This is a genomic window from uncultured Kiloniella sp. (genome assembly GCF_937128705.1).
Taxonomy (GTDB): domain Bacteria; phylum Pseudomonadota; class Alphaproteobacteria; order Kiloniellales; family Kiloniellaceae; genus Kiloniella.
In genome coordinates this window covers 1-17,069 of record NZ_CAKZMP010000210.1, presented here as the reverse complement: position 1 = coordinate 17,069, position 17,069 = coordinate 1, and the positions used below count along the sequence as shown (strand labels likewise).

The 17,069-nt window shown below is 45.1% G+C and carries 20 protein-coding genes and 1 pseudogene; 14 read left to right on the top strand and 7 right to left on the bottom strand.

Annotated features, from left to right (window positions below; all coding sequences use genetic code 11):
• A pseudogene (locus Q0241_RS11295) lies at positions 1 to 146 on the top strand (type I methionyl aminopeptidase); the annotation flags it as partial.
• Positions 147 to 181: 35 nt separating this feature from the next.
• A complete protein-coding gene (gene radC, locus Q0241_RS11290; protein WP_299377407.1) occupies positions 182 to 865 on the top strand; it encodes a DNA repair protein RadC in 684 nt (227 codons plus the stop codon).
• A gap of 68 nt (positions 866 to 933) precedes the next feature.
• On the opposite strand, the gene Q0241_RS11285 is transcribed toward radC, so the two are convergent.
• Positions 934 to 1,674, bottom strand: coding sequence for a hypothetical protein (locus Q0241_RS11285; protein ID WP_299377405.1), 741 nt, complete (start codon positions 1,672 to 1,674; stop codon positions 934 to 936).
• A 277-nt stretch (positions 1,675 to 1,951) separates the two neighbouring features.
• Between Q0241_RS11285 and purB the strand changes: the two genes are divergently transcribed.
• Positions 1,952 to 3,343 carry an adenylosuccinate lyase gene (gene purB, locus Q0241_RS11280; protein WP_299377403.1) on the top strand — a complete coding sequence of 464 codons (1,392 nt, stop codon included), beginning with the start codon at positions 1,952 to 1,954 and terminating at the stop codon, positions 3,341 to 3,343.
• Between the two features lie 85 nt (positions 3,344 to 3,428).
• On the opposite strand, the gene Q0241_RS11275 is transcribed toward purB, so the two are convergent.
• Both Q0241_RS11275 and Q0241_RS11270 read right to left on the bottom strand, forming a co-directional pair.
• Positions 3,429 to 3,749: a DUF1476 domain-containing protein gene (locus tag Q0241_RS11275; RefSeq protein ID WP_299377401.1), complete on the bottom strand. Its 321-nt coding sequence runs from the start codon at positions 3,747 to 3,749 to the stop codon at positions 3,429 to 3,431.
• Between the two features lie 205 nt (positions 3,750 to 3,954).
• Complete coding sequence (locus tag Q0241_RS11270) at positions 3,955 to 4,272, bottom strand: DUF1476 domain-containing protein (protein WP_299377399.1); 318 nt, start codon at positions 4,270 to 4,272, stop codon at positions 3,955 to 3,957.
• A 215-nt stretch (positions 4,273 to 4,487) separates the two neighbouring features.
• On the opposite strand from Q0241_RS11270, the gene Q0241_RS11265 reads away from it, so the two are divergent.
• The 8 genes from Q0241_RS11265 (at position 4,488) to Q0241_RS11230 (ending at position 10,311) form a co-directional block, all read left to right on the top strand.
• On the top strand, positions 4,488 to 5,243 hold the full coding sequence (locus tag Q0241_RS11265; protein ID WP_299377397.1) for an NRDE family protein: 756 nt from the start codon (positions 4,488 to 4,490) through the stop codon (positions 5,241 to 5,243).
• Positions 5,244 to 5,521: 278 nt separating this feature from the next.
• Positions 5,522 to 5,758, top strand: a complete 237-nt coding sequence (locus tag Q0241_RS11260; RefSeq protein ID WP_299377395.1) for a hypothetical protein — start codon at positions 5,522 to 5,524, stop codon at positions 5,756 to 5,758.
• A 117-nt stretch (positions 5,759 to 5,875) separates the two neighbouring features.
• On the top strand, positions 5,876 to 6,118 hold the full coding sequence (gene purS / locus Q0241_RS11255) for a phosphoribosylformylglycinamidine synthase subunit PurS (RefSeq protein WP_299377393.1): 243 nt from the start codon (positions 5,876 to 5,878) through the stop codon (positions 6,116 to 6,118).
• 88 nt (positions 6,119 to 6,206) lie between these two features.
• Positions 6,207 to 6,896: a phosphoribosylformylglycinamidine synthase subunit PurQ gene (gene purQ / locus Q0241_RS11250; RefSeq protein ID WP_299377391.1), complete on the top strand. Its 690-nt coding sequence runs from the start codon at positions 6,207 to 6,209 to the stop codon at positions 6,894 to 6,896.
• 12 nt (positions 6,897 to 6,908) lie between these two features.
• Positions 6,909 to 9,098 carry a phosphoribosylformylglycinamidine synthase subunit PurL gene (purL, locus tag Q0241_RS11245; RefSeq protein ID WP_299377389.1) on the top strand — a complete coding sequence of 730 codons (2,190 nt, stop codon included), beginning with the start codon at positions 6,909 to 6,911 and terminating at the stop codon, positions 9,096 to 9,098.
• Positions 9,099 to 9,263: 165 nt separating this feature from the next.
• Entirely contained in the window at positions 9,264 to 9,500 is a 237-nt protein-coding gene (locus tag Q0241_RS11240; protein ID WP_085901405.1) for a BolA family protein, read from the top strand.
• 39 nt (positions 9,501 to 9,539) lie between these two features.
• Positions 9,540 to 9,881 (top strand): Grx4 family monothiol glutaredoxin, encoded by a 342-nt coding sequence (grxD, locus tag Q0241_RS11235; protein ID WP_085904255.1) that lies wholly within the window; start codon positions 9,540 to 9,542, stop codon positions 9,879 to 9,881.
• A 100-nt stretch (positions 9,882 to 9,981) separates the two neighbouring features.
• Positions 9,982 to 10,311 (top strand): hypothetical protein, encoded by a 330-nt coding sequence (locus Q0241_RS11230; RefSeq protein WP_299377381.1) that lies wholly within the window; start codon positions 9,982 to 9,984, stop codon positions 10,309 to 10,311.
• Positions 10,312 to 10,460: 149 nt separating this feature from the next.
• Here Q0241_RS11230 and rpsD read toward each other — a convergent pair whose 3' ends face one another.
• Positions 10,461 to 11,078 (bottom strand): 30S ribosomal protein S4, encoded by a 618-nt coding sequence (gene rpsD, locus Q0241_RS11225; protein WP_047765689.1) that lies wholly within the window; start codon positions 11,076 to 11,078, stop codon positions 10,461 to 10,463.
• A 224-nt stretch (positions 11,079 to 11,302) separates the two neighbouring features.
• Here rpsD and Q0241_RS11220 point away from each other — a divergent pair, with 224 nt between their 5' ends.
• Positions 11,303 to 12,457 (top strand): Xaa-Pro peptidase family protein, encoded by a 1,155-nt coding sequence (locus Q0241_RS11220; protein WP_299377376.1) that lies wholly within the window; start codon positions 11,303 to 11,305, stop codon positions 12,455 to 12,457.
• 67 nt (positions 12,458 to 12,524) lie between these two features.
• On the opposite strand, the gene Q0241_RS11215 is transcribed toward Q0241_RS11220, so the two are convergent.
• Both Q0241_RS11215 and cimA read right to left on the bottom strand, forming a co-directional pair.
• The gene (locus Q0241_RS11215; protein ID WP_299377374.1) at positions 12,525 to 13,316 is read right to left on the bottom strand and encodes an RNA methyltransferase; all 792 of its coding nucleotides are present in this window, start codon (positions 13,314 to 13,316) and stop codon (positions 12,525 to 12,527) included.
• Positions 13,317 to 13,365: 49 nt separating this feature from the next.
• A complete protein-coding gene (gene cimA / locus Q0241_RS11210) occupies positions 13,366 to 14,979 on the bottom strand; it encodes a citramalate synthase (protein WP_299377372.1) in 1,614 nt (537 codons plus the stop codon).
• 227 nt (positions 14,980 to 15,206) lie between these two features.
• Between cimA and Q0241_RS11205 the strand changes: the two genes are divergently transcribed.
• Positions 15,207 to 15,644 (top strand): DUF805 domain-containing protein, encoded by a 438-nt coding sequence (locus tag Q0241_RS11205; RefSeq protein ID WP_299377370.1) that lies wholly within the window; start codon positions 15,207 to 15,209, stop codon positions 15,642 to 15,644.
• A 69-nt stretch (positions 15,645 to 15,713) separates the two neighbouring features.
• Positions 15,714 to 16,364, top strand: a complete 651-nt coding sequence (locus Q0241_RS11200) for a LysE family translocator (RefSeq protein ID WP_299377368.1) — start codon at positions 15,714 to 15,716, stop codon at positions 16,362 to 16,364.
• A 271-nt stretch (positions 16,365 to 16,635) separates the two neighbouring features.
• Here Q0241_RS11200 and Q0241_RS11195 read toward each other — a convergent pair.
• Positions 16,636 to 17,069: DALR domain-containing protein (locus tag Q0241_RS11195; protein ID WP_366941175.1), on the bottom strand; the 434-nt coding region annotated here is incomplete at its 5' end.

Here is a 17,069-nt window from a genome sequence, read left to right as displayed (position 1 = left end):
GCAAAGTTCTAAATGATGTCTGGCCAGCCGTAACGAAGGACAAATCTCTTTCAATGCAGTACGAGCACACGTTAGGTGTAACCGCCGATGGATGTGAAATTTTCACCCTATCCCCCAAAGGTTGGCATAAACCACCATACGATTAAACACCCTATAAATCTGGATAAACTCAGGCATTAGTTTGAAAACAGAAAAGCCACATTATCATGGTCATCGCGATAGGCTACGTCAGCGCCTGCTGGAAAAGGGTGTTGAAAGCCTTGCTGACTATGAGGTGCTTGAGTTCCTTCTTTTTGGCGTTAATCCACGGGGCGACACCAAACCTCTGGCAAAGAAACTCATTGAAACTTTCGGCTCTTTAGCCGAAGTCTTTTCGGCTTCACCTGAAGAGCTCAAACAAGTCACTGGTGTAGGTGATGCAGCCGCGTCACTGCTAAAGCTAATTCCCGAAGCGGCCCGCCGCTTAACAAAGGATGCCATTCTCGATCACCCTGTGATTGATACATGGGACCGCCTTATCGAATATTGTAAAATCGTTATGGCACGAGAAAAAATAGAACAGTTTCGATTGCTTTTTCTAGATCGGAAAAATCGTCTTATTGCTGATGAAATTCAGCAAAAAGGCACAATTGATCACACACCCGTCTATCCACGGGAAGTTGTTAAGCGTGCTTTGGAACTAAATGCCTCTGCCCTGATCATGGTCCACAATCACCCCAGCGGCGACCCCTCCCCATCACAAGCAGATATCGCGATGACAAAAGAAGTCAAAGAAATCTGTGGCAAGCTTGGGATCGAACTACATGATCATCTCATCATCAGCAAAACGGGGAACAGCAGCTTTCGCCACCTTGGGATTCTGTAAAACAGTGCTATCTTCCTAATAAAAAAGGCCACCTTTCGGCAGCCTCTTTTACGATATAATGGATCGTTTTATTGCGACTTAACCTGACGCAACCGATACCAAAAAGAGAATAGATAGAAGAACAAGAAACAAGCCACATAAAACTCGCTCAACTCGTTCAAATCCATATCAAAATACATGTGCTCATCTAGTCGGGTCCATTTCTGAAACAGTTGTCTCAAGACACGGCTTACAAGACAATAGATGGTAACTGGCAACCCAACAACAGTTGGAAACAACCAGTAAAGAGCACTTCCCATCGCTGGTTTGGCCATATAGCCAAACTTGATTATAAGCGGAATAACAATCGTTCCAATCGCCATGCCAACCATGATAATCGATTTTATTGTCGTATCATGACCATTGAGCGTATTGTGGAAATTGGTCTCGTTATGGTCATTAATGGCCGCCAAGCTTTCGGGCGTTTCCCACTGGAACCAATGCTGCCCCCAACTCGCTTCTTCGCCCGCAGCAATAAAGACTGCTATCGTACAAAGCATCAACCAATAACCGAGGTATTTTGACGGCAGGGCATCACGCATACGCCAAGCAAGGAAGCCAAAAATAACCGCTGGCACCAACATAACAAACGCAGCATTCTCAACGATACCGCGGCGCTCGCTCTCAATGTAGTATTCGTACTCTGCCCAATCTGGAAAAATCGTACGACCAATAACCATGACCGCGACCATCAATAATGGCAGCCACTGCCAATAAAGCTTGGAAAAGTCAGTTAGATTATCAGCATTTTTTACTGAATTTTGTGTCACATCCGCCTCAATGAATTTTTCATTAAATTTTATCGTCGAGGGCTATAACACAAGAAACGAGTTGTTGAAAGACAGAGACACAAAGACAAAGGGTTGTATGTAAAATGGAAAAATCACTTCTGTTTGTTAACAAAACGATCTTCACAGAAGGAAAGCACCCTATAAAATCACTATAACGGTTGACAGACGCTAACAACTTCGCTTGTTTCACCCTGAGATTGTTGGCAGTAAAAGCTAGCCATACCTTTGTGCACTTTCCAAAAGGAACAAAAGCACCATGATCCCGCGTTATAGTCGCCCAGAAATGACTTCAATCTGGGAAGCAGAAAACAAGTTTCGTATCTGGTTTGAAATTGAAGCACATGCTTGCGACGCCCAAGCATCTCTGGGCGTTATCCCTAAAGAAGCAGCCGCCGTTATTTGGAAAAAAGGTCAAATACCTTACACTCCTGAACGCATCGCTCGTATTGATGAAATTGAAGCCGAAGTTAAACACGACGTTATCGCATTTCTGACAGAGCTAGCTGAGAACGTTGGTGAAGAATCCAGATTTGTGCACCAAGGCATGACATCCTCAGATGTGTTGGATACTTGCTTGTCTGTTCAGATGTCACAAGCTGCTGATATTTTGCTTGCTGATGTGGATCGCTTGCTCGCCGCACTGGAAAAGCGTGCCAAAGAAACTAAGCACATGGCTTGTATTGGTCGTTCCCACGGCATCCATGCCGAACCTGTAACCATGGGGCTTAAATTTGCCCGTTTCTATGCCGAAATGGACCGAAACAAAAAACGCCTGCAACAAGCCCGTGAAGAAATTGCAACCTGTGCAATTTCCGGTGCTGTAGGTACCTTTGCGAATGTTGATCCATCCGTAGAAGAACACGTTGCCGATAAAATGGGTTTGACGCCCGAGCCAATTTCGACACAGGTCATCCCCCGTGATCGTCATGCAAATTACTTTGCTGTTCTGGGGATCATCGCTTCTTCTGTCGAAAACGTTGCAACTGAAATCCGTCACTTGCAACGCACTGAAGTTCGCGAAGCACAGGAATATTTTGCGCCGGGTCAAAAAGGCTCTTCTGCAATGCCGCACAAACGTAATCCAATCCTGACAGAAAACCTGACCGGATTGGCGCGTATTGTTCGTTCCGCAGTTACACCTGCCCTGGAAAACGTCGCCCTATGGCACGAGCGTGATATTTCACACTCTTCTGTTGAACGCATGATCGGCCCAGATGCGACTGTAACACTTGATTTTGCTCTAAATCGCTTGGCCGGCACGATCGAAAAACTTGTGGTCTATCCGCAAAACATGCTCGATCATATGAACAACTTTGGTGGCATCCACGATGCCCAGCGTGTTTTGCTTTACCTCACACAGAACGACATCAGCCGTGAAGATGCTTATCGCATTGTTCAACGCAATGCCATGCGTGTTTGGAAAAGCTATGGCATTGATCCAGATAATCCAGATTCACCAGCTGAGCTCGATGCTGTAGAAAAAGAAGCACAGGAACACGACAACCGCTTCTTCTTCTTTATGTCTAAAGACGAAGGTTTAATGGAGATTCTAAGTGTTGAAAAACTCAGCAAACTTCTTGATGAAGATTCCATCAGCTACCACACCAAAAATGTTGATCGTATTTTCGAGCGCATTTTCGGGAAGTGATTTAGCTTCACGAACGGTATATCCTTGAACAAGAGAGCCCCTGTTTTTGGGGCTCTCTTTATATTATATAAGCCCTTGAAATCGTCTATTCGTTTTTCACCAGCTCTATAGCCTGCTGCATAAATTCTTGAATCTGTCTTTCGATACGATGTTCAGATTTGTGCACACCGTTGCGATTAAAATCATCGACGATCTTAACCTGCAACCGATCGCGCCCCGTGTCGTTGATATGCAACTGAACCAACTCTTCTGCATATTTTTCGATATCGCTCCTAGAGAATTCCATTAATTCACCAGCCCAAAGCCCGACCAATCTATTCCGGCGTATTTTAGCTTTAAAGAGGATATCCTGCTCATGCTTAAACTTGTTTTCATGAGCTTCTTTCAATTCCTGTAATGCATCCATATTTACATTTCCCTGAAAGATACTGAAATACTAAAGATACTGAAATACTTCTGTATCGTTCAGTATAAACGCAACTTAATAACCAAAAGTTTATTCGCAAAGCCTCAAGCCACTTATCAAGCAATATGATTTAAAACCAAAAAAGGAGCCTTCTCTAGAAAGCTCCTTTTAACGTAATCATAAAAAACGAGGCTAATTGCGATTATTAGCTCATCATCTGTTTTTTGGCTTCTTCCATCAACTCAGCCATCTGACGCTCTAACTGATGAACTGATTTATCTACATTACGGCTCTGGAAATCTTTGAGAACCTTTTGTTTAACGTCCTCTTCACCAGGCTCAATCAAGTCTGCTTTGACAACAGTCTTTGCATATTCTTCCGCAGCATCCCCGGTGAGACCCATCAAATCAGCAGCCCAAAGCCCAAGAAGCTTGTTACGACGTGCTTCTGTTTTGAACCGCAACTCTTCATCGTGCTGGTATTTGTCTTCAAATGCCTTTTCGCGGTCACTAATATTAGTCATAGAACAAAGACTCCTTGCCTGAACTTAATTGTTATTCTTGAACTTAAAACTGTTGGTTATTCCAGTACGAAATCAGTTTACAAAATAACTGAAAGCTATTCATAGAACCATCTGTTATATATTTTGTCATCTCCCTTCACTTCTGCAAGGGAAACTCGTTAATTATATTAATATAATTGCATTTTATAGCAGGAACCCATTTTATAGTAGGAACTATGTGTACCGTTACGCTTCTCTCTCGCCCCGGTCATAAATGGCCACTTTTATTTGCTGGTAATCGGGACGAAATGAATGATCGTCCTTGGCTTCCCCCAAAACGTCATTGGGATGACCGCCCAGAAACTATTGCAGGCTTGGATGAACTTGCCGGGGGCACTTGGTTGGGAGTAAATGATTACGGTCTCATATCATGTGTTTTAAATCGTCGAGGAAACCTCGGCACGAAAGAAGACAAACGGAGTAGAGGCGAACTGGTTCTAGAAGCTCTAGACCATGCCGATTCTTATGATGCGGCCATTGCGCTTGCCGATTTAAATACCGCAGCTTACAGAAGCTTTAATCTTATTATTGCAGATTATAAAAAAGCTTTCTGGTTACGAAATGATACAGAAAATGGTCCGGGGATGGTCGAAGTTTTCCCCATTCCCAAGGGTATTTTTATGATCACGGCTGGCGATGGCAACGATGACAGCCCACGTATCATTTCCCATAGACAGGATTTTGAGAATTCTATTCCTGATGTCGATGCAAATGACTGGTCGGGATGGAAGGAAATTTTAGCCCGTAAAAATTGCGACCCCAAAAACGCAATGACAGTAGAAACCCAAACAGGGTTTGAAACAAGTTCATCCTCTCTCATTGCCTTAGCCAACCCAGAGATCACGACAAAATCCGGGACTCCGGAAAAAACAAAATGGTGGTTTGCCAATGGCAAGCCCGGTGATGTTCCTTTTGAAGAAGTACAGATATAAAATTCATTTTATCAGTCAAACTGATAAACACGAAAAATACAAACTCAGCAGCTTAAAAAAGCAAGATAAATCAATCAGAATGATCTGTAATATTAAGCAGTTAATACTGCTGAAACAGAAAGAGCTTATTTCCAACAAATTCTATCTGGCTGAGAAAGCCAAAGTGGGATTGTCTTCTATAGCGTAGGCTGCTATATGGACCGCGAATGTATAGGGTTGGAAACAGAAATTCATCCTTTGTTATCTCTTTATGGGTAGAAACCCAAGGGACTGAGAAAATGCCAGGCAAGCCATTTTACAAAGGCAAACCATTGGCCTCTTTAACGGGCACATTACACTATTGCCTGTCATCCGCACCTATTGGCGCAGGGTCAGTTCTGTCATACCTGCCCATAAACAGTTTCCATAAAGCTTTGACGACTTTTTCTCTGAAAACAAGACCAGCAATGATACAAGCGTTTGTTCTGATCTTGTGTATGTCGTCACGCAATACTGTGAACGAAATCTGGGCCTAAAGGCCCATTGTAGCGGGGGCCTTTAAAAGGTCCCCAAGTTGTTTAAACGAAAGTCGCTAATCAGTTAGTCGAAATACCTACCGACGACTGTTCGCAACTGAATAATGGAGAATACGGGTGAAAGCGCGCATCCATGTCACTCTGAAAAACGGAGTCCTAGACCCCCAGGGCAAAGCAATCGAACACACACTAGGCTCTTTGGGCTTTGATGGTGTTAACGAAGCACGTCAGGGAAAATTCATCGAACTCGATATCGCAGAAACCGATGAAGTTAAAGCACGCGAAACCGTTACAGCCATGTGCGAAAAGCTTTTGGCAAACACTGTGATCGAAAACTATTCCATCGATCTGGAACAGTAAGTTCGTGCTTTGCAGAAATATATTTCTGCAATCACAACTAAAGATCTGTAATGGCTTACTGTAATTTCAAACTACGAGGAACTTGCCAATGAAAGCGGCGGTTATCGTTTTCCCAGGATCCAACTGTGACCGAGATATTCAGGTTGCGTTGCGTCAATCCATGGGATCTGAACCCCAGATGGTCTGGCATAAAGACGCCGACTTTGATGATGTTGATCTAATTTGCCTTCCCGGTGGATTTTCCTATGGCGATTATCTTCGCTGTGGTGCTATGTCAGCCAAATCACCTGTTATGAAAGAAGTTGTTGCTCGCGCAAACAAAGGTGTCCCTGTTCTTGGTATCTGTAATGGTTTTCAGGTCCTGACAGAATGTGGCCTTGTCCCAGGCGCGCTTATGCGTAACAGCAACCTGAAATTTGTCTGCCGCGACCTTCACCTTAAAGTTGAGCGCAACGACACTGTCTTTACTAAGCAATATCAAGCTGGGCAAAACATCCGCATTCCTGTTGCACATCACGATGGAAACTACTTCGTAGATGCTGAAGGCCTGAAAGTCCTAGAAGACAATGGACAAGTTGCTTTCCGCTATAGCGCCGAAGACGGCAGCGTTAGCGAAACCAGTAACCCAAATGGCTCTCTCAATAATATTGCCGGTGTTTACAACACCAAGGGCAATGTTCTTGGTATGATGCCGCACCCTGAGCGCCTTTGCGAAGACGTTCTCGGCGGCACAGATGGACGCCCCATGTTTGATAGCCTCGTTGCGGCACTTTCATAAGGTGATAGAAAAATGAGTGAAATTACCCCTGAAATCGTCGCTGAACACGGGATCAACGAAGAAGAGTACGCTCTTGTTCTCGAAATTATGGGTCGCGAACCCAATCTTCTGGAACTGGGTATTTTCTCAGTTATGTGGTCCGAGCACTGTTCCTACAAATCATCAAAAAAATGGCTTAAAACGCTTCCAACCGAGGGTCCCCAAGTCATTATGGGCCCAGGTGAAAACGCCGGTGTTATTGATATTGGCGACGGCAATGCCGCCATTTTCAAAATGGAAAGCCACAACCACCCAAGCTTTATCGAACCTTACCAAGGTGCTGCGACAGGTGTCGGTGGTATCCTGCGTGATGTTTTCACCATGGGTGCCCGCCCAATTGCCAACGTAAACGCGCTGCGTTTTGGTGAGCCTGATCATCCAAAAACACGCCATCTCGTTTCTGGTGTTGTTGCTGGCGTCGGGGGCTATGGTAACTGCGTTGGCGTACCAACAGTTGCTGGTGAAGTCGAATTTGATCCATCTTATAACGGCAACATCCTTGTAAATGCCATGACCGTTGGTCTGGCAAAAGCTGACCGTATCTTCACAGCCCAGGCGTCTGGCGTTGGGAACCCCGTTGTTTATGTCGGCTCTAAAACAGGTCGTGACGGCATCCACGGGGCAACAATGGCTTCGGCTGAATTTGATGATGCATCCGATGAAAAGCGGCCTACAGTACAGGTTGGCGATCCTTTCACAGAAAAGCTGTTGATTGAAGCCTGTCTGGAACTCATGCAAACGGATGCCATCGTTGCTATTCAGGATATGGGTGCTGCTGGGCTGACATCTTCTTCTTTTGAGATGGCTTCTTCTGGTGACATGGGCGTTGAGCTTAATCTGGATCAGGTTCCACAGCGCGAAGAAGGCATGACTCCTTACGAGATGATGCTTTCCGAAAGTCAGGAACGCATGCTGATCATCCTCAAGCCGGGGAAAGAAGATCTCGCACGTTCTATCATGGAAAAATGGGACCTCGATTTTGCTGTCATTGGCACGCTGACCGATAGCAAACGTATGGTTCTGAAATTCCACGGAGATATCGTTGGAGATCTACCGATCAAACCATTGGCACATCATTCCCCGGAATATGACCGCCCATGGGTGCCAACACCAGATTCCAAAGATGTACTGGCAAACGATATCAAAGAAGCAACCGACACAACGGATGCTTTGAAGACTTTGATGAGCTCTCCGAACATGTCCAGCCGTCGCTGGGTGTGGGAACAATACGATCACATGGTAATGGGCGATACGATCCAACGCCCAGGCGGTGACGCTGGTGTTGTTCGTGTCCACGGGACTAATCGTGCTCTTGCTGTGACTTCTGACTGTACGCCGCGTTATTGCAAAGCGAACCCAGTTCGCGGTGGCGCACAAGCCGTGGCAGAAACTTACCGCAACATTACCGCGGTTGGTGCGACGCCTTTGGCTATTACCGATAATATGAATTTTGGTAACCCGGAACGTCCTGAAATTATGGGACAGTTTGTTGGTTGTATCGAGGGCATGCGAGACGCTTGTCTGGCTCTGGATTACCCCGTCGTATCCGGAAACGTGTCCCTTTACAACGAAACCAACGGCAAAGGTATTCTACCAACGCCGGTTATCGGTGGTGTCGGCTTACTTAAAGATTCTGATAAAACTGCCACTGTTACTTTTGGATCAGAAAACGAAAGCCTCGTTCTTATCGGGGACTCAATCGGGCATATAGGCATGTCCATATACCTTGATGTCATCGAAGGACGTCGTGAAGGGAATGCCCCGGTTGTTGATCTTGCTGCCGAACGTAAAAACGGTGATTTTGTCAGATCTCAGATTGAAGGTGGTTTTGTAGAAAGCTGTCACGATCTCTCTGACGGTGGCCTTGCCGCAGCAATTGCAGATATGGCCATAGCCTCAAACATGGGTGCCGAAGTCATAAAACCTGCTAACGTTGAGATACCAACGACAGCATGGTTATTTGGTGAAGATCAGGGACGTTACCTGATTTCTATCGGTGATGCCGAAAGCTTGCTCGAAGCAGCCGAAGAAGCTGGTGTTTCAGCTGTTGTTGTTGGACGTACAGGCGGCAATGACTTGACGCTACCGGGTGGAAGCACCATATCCGTAGCAGAGCTTCGTGCATGTAACGAAGCATGGATGCCGAACTATATGGCTGGGTAGTCTTAATCTATCCTTCGAAAAGAAATTTTGACGCAGGAGAGGATTAAACATACCTCTCCTGTAGATCTTTTCGAACAAGCTTTGTAGTGTGGTATCTGAAAAGGGTTGAGAATCCAAAACAAGGTCTCAATCTGAACCGGAGAAATGAGAACAAGGACAGTATTTATGCCGATGAACCCTGCAGAGATCGAAGCACTGATTCGGGAAGCACTGCCCGAAGCAGATGTAACCATTGAAGATCTTCGTGGCGATGGTGATCACTATGCAGCTTACGTCGTTTCGCCTGCCTTTGAAGGAAAAACCCGCGTGCAACAGCACCAAATGGTTTATCAAGCCCTTCAAGGACGCATGGGCAATGAGTTACACGCGCTGGCTTTACAGACCTCTGCCCCGCAGAGCTAAGCCCACCTATTAAATTAATACGATCAAGGAATAGACCCTATGGATAACGTTGTCGCTGAACGCATTCGTCAGGAAGTAAATGAAAACGACGTTGTACTTTTCATGAAAGGAACACCTGTATTTCCACAATGTGGGTTTTCCGCAACTTCCGCCCAAATCCTCACTCATCTCGGCGTAAAATTTACTGGTATTGACGTTCTTCAAGACCCAAGCATTCGCCAAGGTATTAAAGATTTTAGTAACTGGCCGACTATTCCACAGCTTTACGTCAAAGGTGAATTCGTTGGCGGTTGTGATATTCTTCGCGAAATGTTCCAGACCGGTGAGCTGCAACAGTTCTTCAAAGACAAAGGGTTAGAAACTCAAGAACAAGCTTCTTAACCTTCACTGACAATCGAAAGAGGCCGCTTTATGCGGCCTTTTTTTGTCTCTACTAAACCGTCATCGTTTATTATACGCACGACACAAGAGAACGAATAACATGATTAAAGAAAAACACGTTATGCAGCCGTTCACGATTTTCTGTTTACTCTTTTTATTTATCAATAATCCTGTATCTGCGAATTCAATAAGTCCTTATCCACAAGAAATCAAAGACGTTCTCACGAAATATAAAATTGACGAAAGCAAAATTACCTCGCAAAGAACAATTAGAGACTTTCGCAATAAGCGCCGGATATTTGGGTACGACACCTATATTCGCTTTGAAGACTGTAAAGGTTATTTACAAATTGTTCAGCATCGTTTTGGACGCGTAAACCAAATCTACACCAGAGGCGAATGTAAATTTCCTGGCATCGAAAGCTTTTAAGTTTTAAATCTTTGGTCAAAAGCACAGAGGCTTAAAACAGTCGAGACAATACGAATTACGGAAATAAAAAAGGTTGCCAGCAAAGCTGACAACCTTTTTTGATAACCATTTGATGCCACCGAAAATCGTTGGCAGAATTTTCGTCCCGATTAGCGGGAGTAAAATTCGATGATCAGATTTGGTTCCATCTGAACTGGATATGGAATATCAGCAAGTTCAGGAACGCGAACGAAAGTAGCTTTCATCGCTTTCAGATCGGAATTTACATATTCTGGAACTTCACGCTCAACAGATTCGACAGCTTCCAGAACCATTGGGATCTGACGACTTTTCTCTTTAACTTCGATCACATCACCTTCTTTAACAAGATAAGAAGGGATGTTCACTTTTTTGCCGTTTACAGTTACGTGACCGTGGTTAACGAACTGACGCGCAGCAAATACAGTTGGTACGAATTTCGCGCGGTAAACAACAGCGTCCAGACGGCTTTCAAGGATACCAACAAGGTTTTGACCTGTGTCACCTTTACGACGGTTAGCTTCTGCGAAGTAACGACGGAACTGTTTTTCACCGATGTTACCGTAGTAACCTTTGAGCTTCTGTTTGGCCATAAGCTGTGTACCAAAGTCAGAAGTCTTACCTTTGCGGCGTTGGCCATGCTGACCAGGGCCGTAGTCACGACGGTTTAGGGGGCTTTTTGGGCGACCCCAAAGATTCACGCCAAGACGGCGATTAATCTTATATTTAGCAGCAATACGCTTGGACATTTCTGTATCCTATATATTAAGTTTGGTGTCCCGGTAGTTCCAATTAAGGACGGGGAACAGGCCTTGGGCCGCCCCACTTTCCCGGGAATGCAGGCGCGACTATACGGATACACTTCCAAAAGTCAAACCTATTTCCCGCTGTACAGATTGAAAAGCCTGCGTAAGATGCCTTTTACAACTTTCTTGCAGGTCAGCAGAAATACTCATTTTACGAGGTTAAGCCAATGGCAATCCACTTTTCCAAAGAGGAACTGGCCCAACGCCGTCAGAATACAATCAACGAAATGGTAAAAAGAAACTTAGACGGAATGCTAATTTTCCGTCAAGAATCAATGTTTTACCTAACCGGATACGATACTTTCGGTTACGTTTTCTTTCAGTGTCTTTACCTTGGTTCCGATGGAACAATGACTTTGCTGACCCGATCGGCAGATCTACGACAAGCCAAACATACATCGATTATTGACGATGTGAGGATATGGGTTGATGGCCCCGATGCGACACCTGAATTAGAACTCCGGAAGATTCTGGATGAACACGGCGGAAAGGATAAAACCTTTGGAGTCGAACTTGAGGCCTACGGATTAACAGCCCGAAACGGACGCCGTCTTTATGCTGCACTGGAATGTTTTTGTCGCCTTGAAGATGCCTCTGACCTCGTAAGCAAACTCAGGGTCATCAAAAGCCCCGCAGAGCTGGGATATGTACGCAAAGCTGCTGAACTTGCTGATAATGCACTCCGCGAAGCAAATGATCTTTGCGTGCCCGGAGCATTTGAAGGCGACATTCTCGCCGCGATGCAAGGGGCCGTTTTCAAAGGCGGCGGTGATTATTCAGGTAATGAATTTATCATTGGATCAGGCCAAAATGCCCTTCTCTGTCGTTACTTCACTGGCCGCAGGCATCTTGATTCTGAGGACCAAATTACACTGGAATGGGCCGGCGCTTATCGCCACTACCACGCGGCGATGATGCGTACCATTGTGATCGGCACTCCAACAGTTCGCCAGATTGAAATGCACAAGGTCGCAACAGAAGCTATGGCCGCATGTATGGACGCCCTAAAACCCGGCGCAGCCGTCGGCGACGTGTTTGATGCCTACGCACGGGTTGCGGATGATGCAGGTATGCAGGAACATCGACTTAACGCTACTGGCTACAGCCTGGGGACCACTTTTGCGCCGAACTGGATGGATTGGCCGATGTTCTATCATGGAAATCCTGTAGAAGTGCAAGAAAATATGGTCTTCTTTCTTCACATGATCCTGATGGATAGCGATAACAACACCGCCATGTGCCCCGGCCAGACAGTTGTCGTTACAAAAAATGGCTGTGAGAATCTTTCCAAAATGCCGCTTGATCTGATTTCGAACGGATAGGACAAAAAAGGATGTGAGGATTGAAACTTAACAATTTCTCTTCATCCTTCCTTCACAATAGAAAGAGCTATTTCTTTGGCTTTTGCACTCTTGGACCAAGCTGCAATGTCTTCACCACACCGTGCAGTGTATTGACTTCCTGGTCCGTTAAATGAGCCCGTTGAAAAATATTCCGTAAATTACGCACCATGTTTGGACGTTTTTCCGGCGGCCAGAGGAACCCGGATTCATCTAAGGCTGCCTCAAGACGTTTGTAAAAATTCAACAACTCGTCTTTAGTCGCAAGCGGAGAACTACCAAGCAAAAGTTCTTCATCCGGGACGTCAACACCCTGCTGAAACCATTCATACGCGATCAACAAGACAGCTTGTGCCAAGTTCAACGAAGAAAATTTAGGATTCAACGGAACAGAAATAACAGTATCAGCCAGAACGACATCATCATTATGCAAGCCAGCCTTTTCCGGCCCGAAGAGAACACCAATCTTCTGACCAGATTGATCAAAAGCACGCATTTCTCTCGCAGCATAATGTGGCACGGCAACAGGCTTTGTCATATCCCGGGTCCGGGCCGTCGTTGCATAGACTTTATGTAAATCGGCAACGGCCTCTTCTGTCGTCTCGAAAACTTTCGCTTTTTCAAGCACCTCAATCGCGCCCGCGGCCGATGCTTCCGCCGCAGGGTTCGGCCAACCATCTCTGGGTTTTACAAGACGTAGTTCAGTAAGACCGTTATTCAACATAGCACGAGTGACCATGCCGATGTTTTCGCCAAGCTGGGGTTTAACCAGAATAATTGCTGGGCCGCCTGTTTTTGACGTTTGCCCCAAAGCGGGCTGAGTGGAATCAGTACCGGCCACCGTTTTCTCCGTTCTCGAAATCAAACCTTAGATTGAATGCTTTTCGGGATTAAATACTTTTGGCTTTTTCATGAAAGAGTTTCCATGTAATGCCATCATTAATCGCGTTATACGATGCATCGATAATATTTGGCGACACCCCAACCGTGGTCCACCTGCGCCCAGTACTATCACCAGATTCAATCATCACACGGGTCACCGCCCGGGTTCCATCCTGAGGTGTTAAAATACGCACTTTATAATCAAGCAGGACCATATCTTCAAGCTCAGGATAAAATGGCAACAGAGCCTTGCGCAAAGCGCAGTCCAAAGCGTTCACAGGACCATTCCCTGTCGAAACTTCCATGATCTCCTTATCGCCAACCTCCAAACGAACAGTGGCTTCTGATTCCGTCACAAGATTATGCGTAGCATCCCAGCGTCGATCATCCATGACCCGAAAGCGCGAAAGTGAAAAATACTTTGGCACTTCCCCAAACGCACGCCGCGCTAACAACTCAAAACTAGCCTCGGCACCATCATAAGAATAACCTTCATATTCCCGATCTTTCACCCGCTGTAGCAAGGTTGTCATCTTGCCGTTATCCTGAACATCCAAATTGATATTCATATCACGGAACATGGCCAAGACGTTCGAGCGACCAGCCTGATCCGACACGACAATATGACGCCGATTACCAACATCCTCTGGATTTATGTGCTCGTAGGTTTTGGGGTCTTTTTCAACAGCAGAGACATGCAATCCCCCTTTGTGGGTAAAAGCAGATTGCCCGACATAAGCTGCATTATTGGATGAAGCGTGGTTCAAGCGTTCATCCAACATATGAGAAACAGAGGTCAAACGCTTGAGCTGCTCGTCACTAACACCAATGTCATAAGACGTTTTTAGCTTTAGGGATGGTATCAGCGAGACAAGATTTGCATTGCCACACCGCTCGCCCAATCCATTAAGCGTGCCTTGTATTTGACGCGCGCCAGCTTCAACCGCCGCCAGTGAGTTAGCGACTGCGTTTTCGGTATCATTATGACAGTGGATTCCAAGGTATGTACCTGGAATTTTATCTGTCACCTCACTCACGATTTGACGAATTTCTTGGGGTAACGTACCGCCATTGGTATCACAGAGAACTATCCAGCGCGCACCTGCATCATAAGCGGATAACAGACAGTCCATAGCAAACTGCGGATTGGCTTTATAACCATCAAAAAAATGTTCTGCATCGAACATCGCTTCGCTTTTACGTGCTTTCAGAAAGGCAATGGACTCACCAATCATGTCGATGTTTTCTGTTTTTGGAATATCAAGTGCGACATCAACATGGAAATCCCACGTCTTGCCAACAATGCAAACAGCATCCGCAGCTGAATTAACCAACGGCGCAAGTCCGGGATCGTTTTCAGCCGAGCGCCCAGGGCGACGTGTCATACCAAAGGCAACAAACTGAGCTGTTTTAAGATCAGGGCGTTCATTAAAAAACTCGTTATCCGTCGGGTTAGCTCCAGGCCACCCCCCCTCAACATAATCAACGCCAATCGTATCCAACCCCATAGCAATCGCAATTTTATCAGCAACAGAGAAATCGACCCCCTGTGTTTGCTGACCATCACGCAATGTGGAATCAAATAGAAATACACGGTTTTCGTTTGGGGTTCCTGACGACATTTTATTACAAGTTTCTTTGTGAAATTGATTTATACCTGCTTTTGAGCACACAGATACGAAAAGGTCAACATTCCAGCCATGGTTCAAGATATTCTATCATGGAATCACATCTACAACTTCCCAAGACAACGAGGATAGAGTTACAATAAAAACGCGATAAAGCTGCTGCCAAACTCTCCTGTAAATCACTCCTTTATTTGTTCGTGATAGGACTAAGGAATTATTTCATGGAAAATCCTGTCATTAAGCAACCATTTCTAACTTCAGGCCATCAGGTTTTTTCCTGGATATGGTTCCTATTTTCACCAAAAGGGCGTATTTCAAGTTTCGACTATTGGTTTCTATATTTTATGCCACTTATCGCACTCTGTATCGCCTTTATCAGTGTTTACACACAAATTGGAATCTATATCCCTAGAACTCTCAAAGATTTATTGCTCGGTATTTTTGCCCTCGGCACCCTCATTCCTTCGATATTAATCCATGTCAAACGTTGGCATGATCGAGACAAAAGCGGTTGGTGGACACTTATCATTTTTGTTCCGATCATTGGTGCTTTTTGGATTTTCATCGAGTGTGGTTTCTTGCGAGGCACAACTGGGCCAAATCGTTTTGGGCCTTCACGGTTTCCAGAAGAACAGAATATCAACGAAGTTTTTGAATAAAGCTTTCCATTGATCATAAAGCCCGTAGGATAAATGAGATCTTACGGGCTTTTTTTATGAGTATTAAGCATGCCACAGCTTCTTCCTGATTTATCGTTATTAATCCCCTTCATTCTTGCGGGGGTTGCGTTGAACCTAACTCCGGGTGTTGATATGGCCTATGTCCTTGCCAAGACAACACATCAGGGTAAGAAAGCCGGATTGCTTGCTGCACTCGGTATTAGTCTAGGATCAATGGTACATGCCACAGCCTCCGCCCTTGGAATTTCGGCTCTTCTAGCTGCATCTGAAACTGCTTTTTTGACACTTAAAATTGCAGGTGCGATCTATCTTTTTTATATCGCCTACAAAATTTTGACGGCACCATCACAAAATCATAGAGAAAACGAAAAACAATTAATCTCAACAAAATCAAAAAACGGACGTATTATCCTAGAAGGTGCCACAACCAACCTTTTAAATCCCAAGATTGGCCTGTTCATGCTCGCCTTTCTACCACAGTTCATTGATGCTGCACCGCAGGACGTCGTGTGGCAAACACTCGCCTTAGGGCTTCTTTTTAATATCAACGGCTACATAGTTTTTGTTGCTCTCATCACATTAACTTCTTTAGCCGCAGCAAAGATCAAAGCCAGTCAGCGTATAAAAACGCTGCTGCGCTGGATAACAGCAACAATTTTGGGTGGCATGGCAATTCGCATAGCCTTTACAAATAACTAGGGCCCGGCCCCGAGAGTATCATCAAAGATCCATCGTTTTTTATAAGATTGGTCATTACCCATCTCTTTCCAAAAGAAAGTAAATCGCATAATTCTACCGAATTGGAAATGATCGATAGCTTAGAGCTCTTCCCCAAAATGTTGAATTATCTATACCTGCTTATACTTGCGAAAACTTATCTTTAAGAGTACTTACCGAAAAGGGCCGAAATAATTTCGGCCCTTCATTGATCAGTAATTTATGTAAGCAGTTACGACAAATACGTCCGTAATTATTTACGACGCCAAGTCGTGCCCGTTGGGCTATCAAGCAACTCGATACCTTGAGCTGCAAGGTCATCCCTTATTTTATCAGCACAGGCAAAATCTTTTGATTTCTTGGCTTCGATACGTTCTGCGATCAAAGCCTCAATATCCTGCTCATCATCACCCTCGCCTTTGAACCAGACTTCGGGGTCAGATTGGAGAATACCAAGCAAATACCCACCAGCCAGAAGCTGACCCTTTAAGCGACCAAGAGCTTTTCTATGGCTTTTACGGTCCGTCCCGGTTTTGTTTAACTCAGTTGTAATCTCATGAAGGACAGATAATGCCAACGGCGTATTGAGGTCATCTTGTAACGCTTCAAGGAAAGCATCAGAAGCTTCTTCTGTTGAGGCTTCAATCTTTTCAACAGCCTGTAAAGCCCCGTAGAAACGATCAAGTT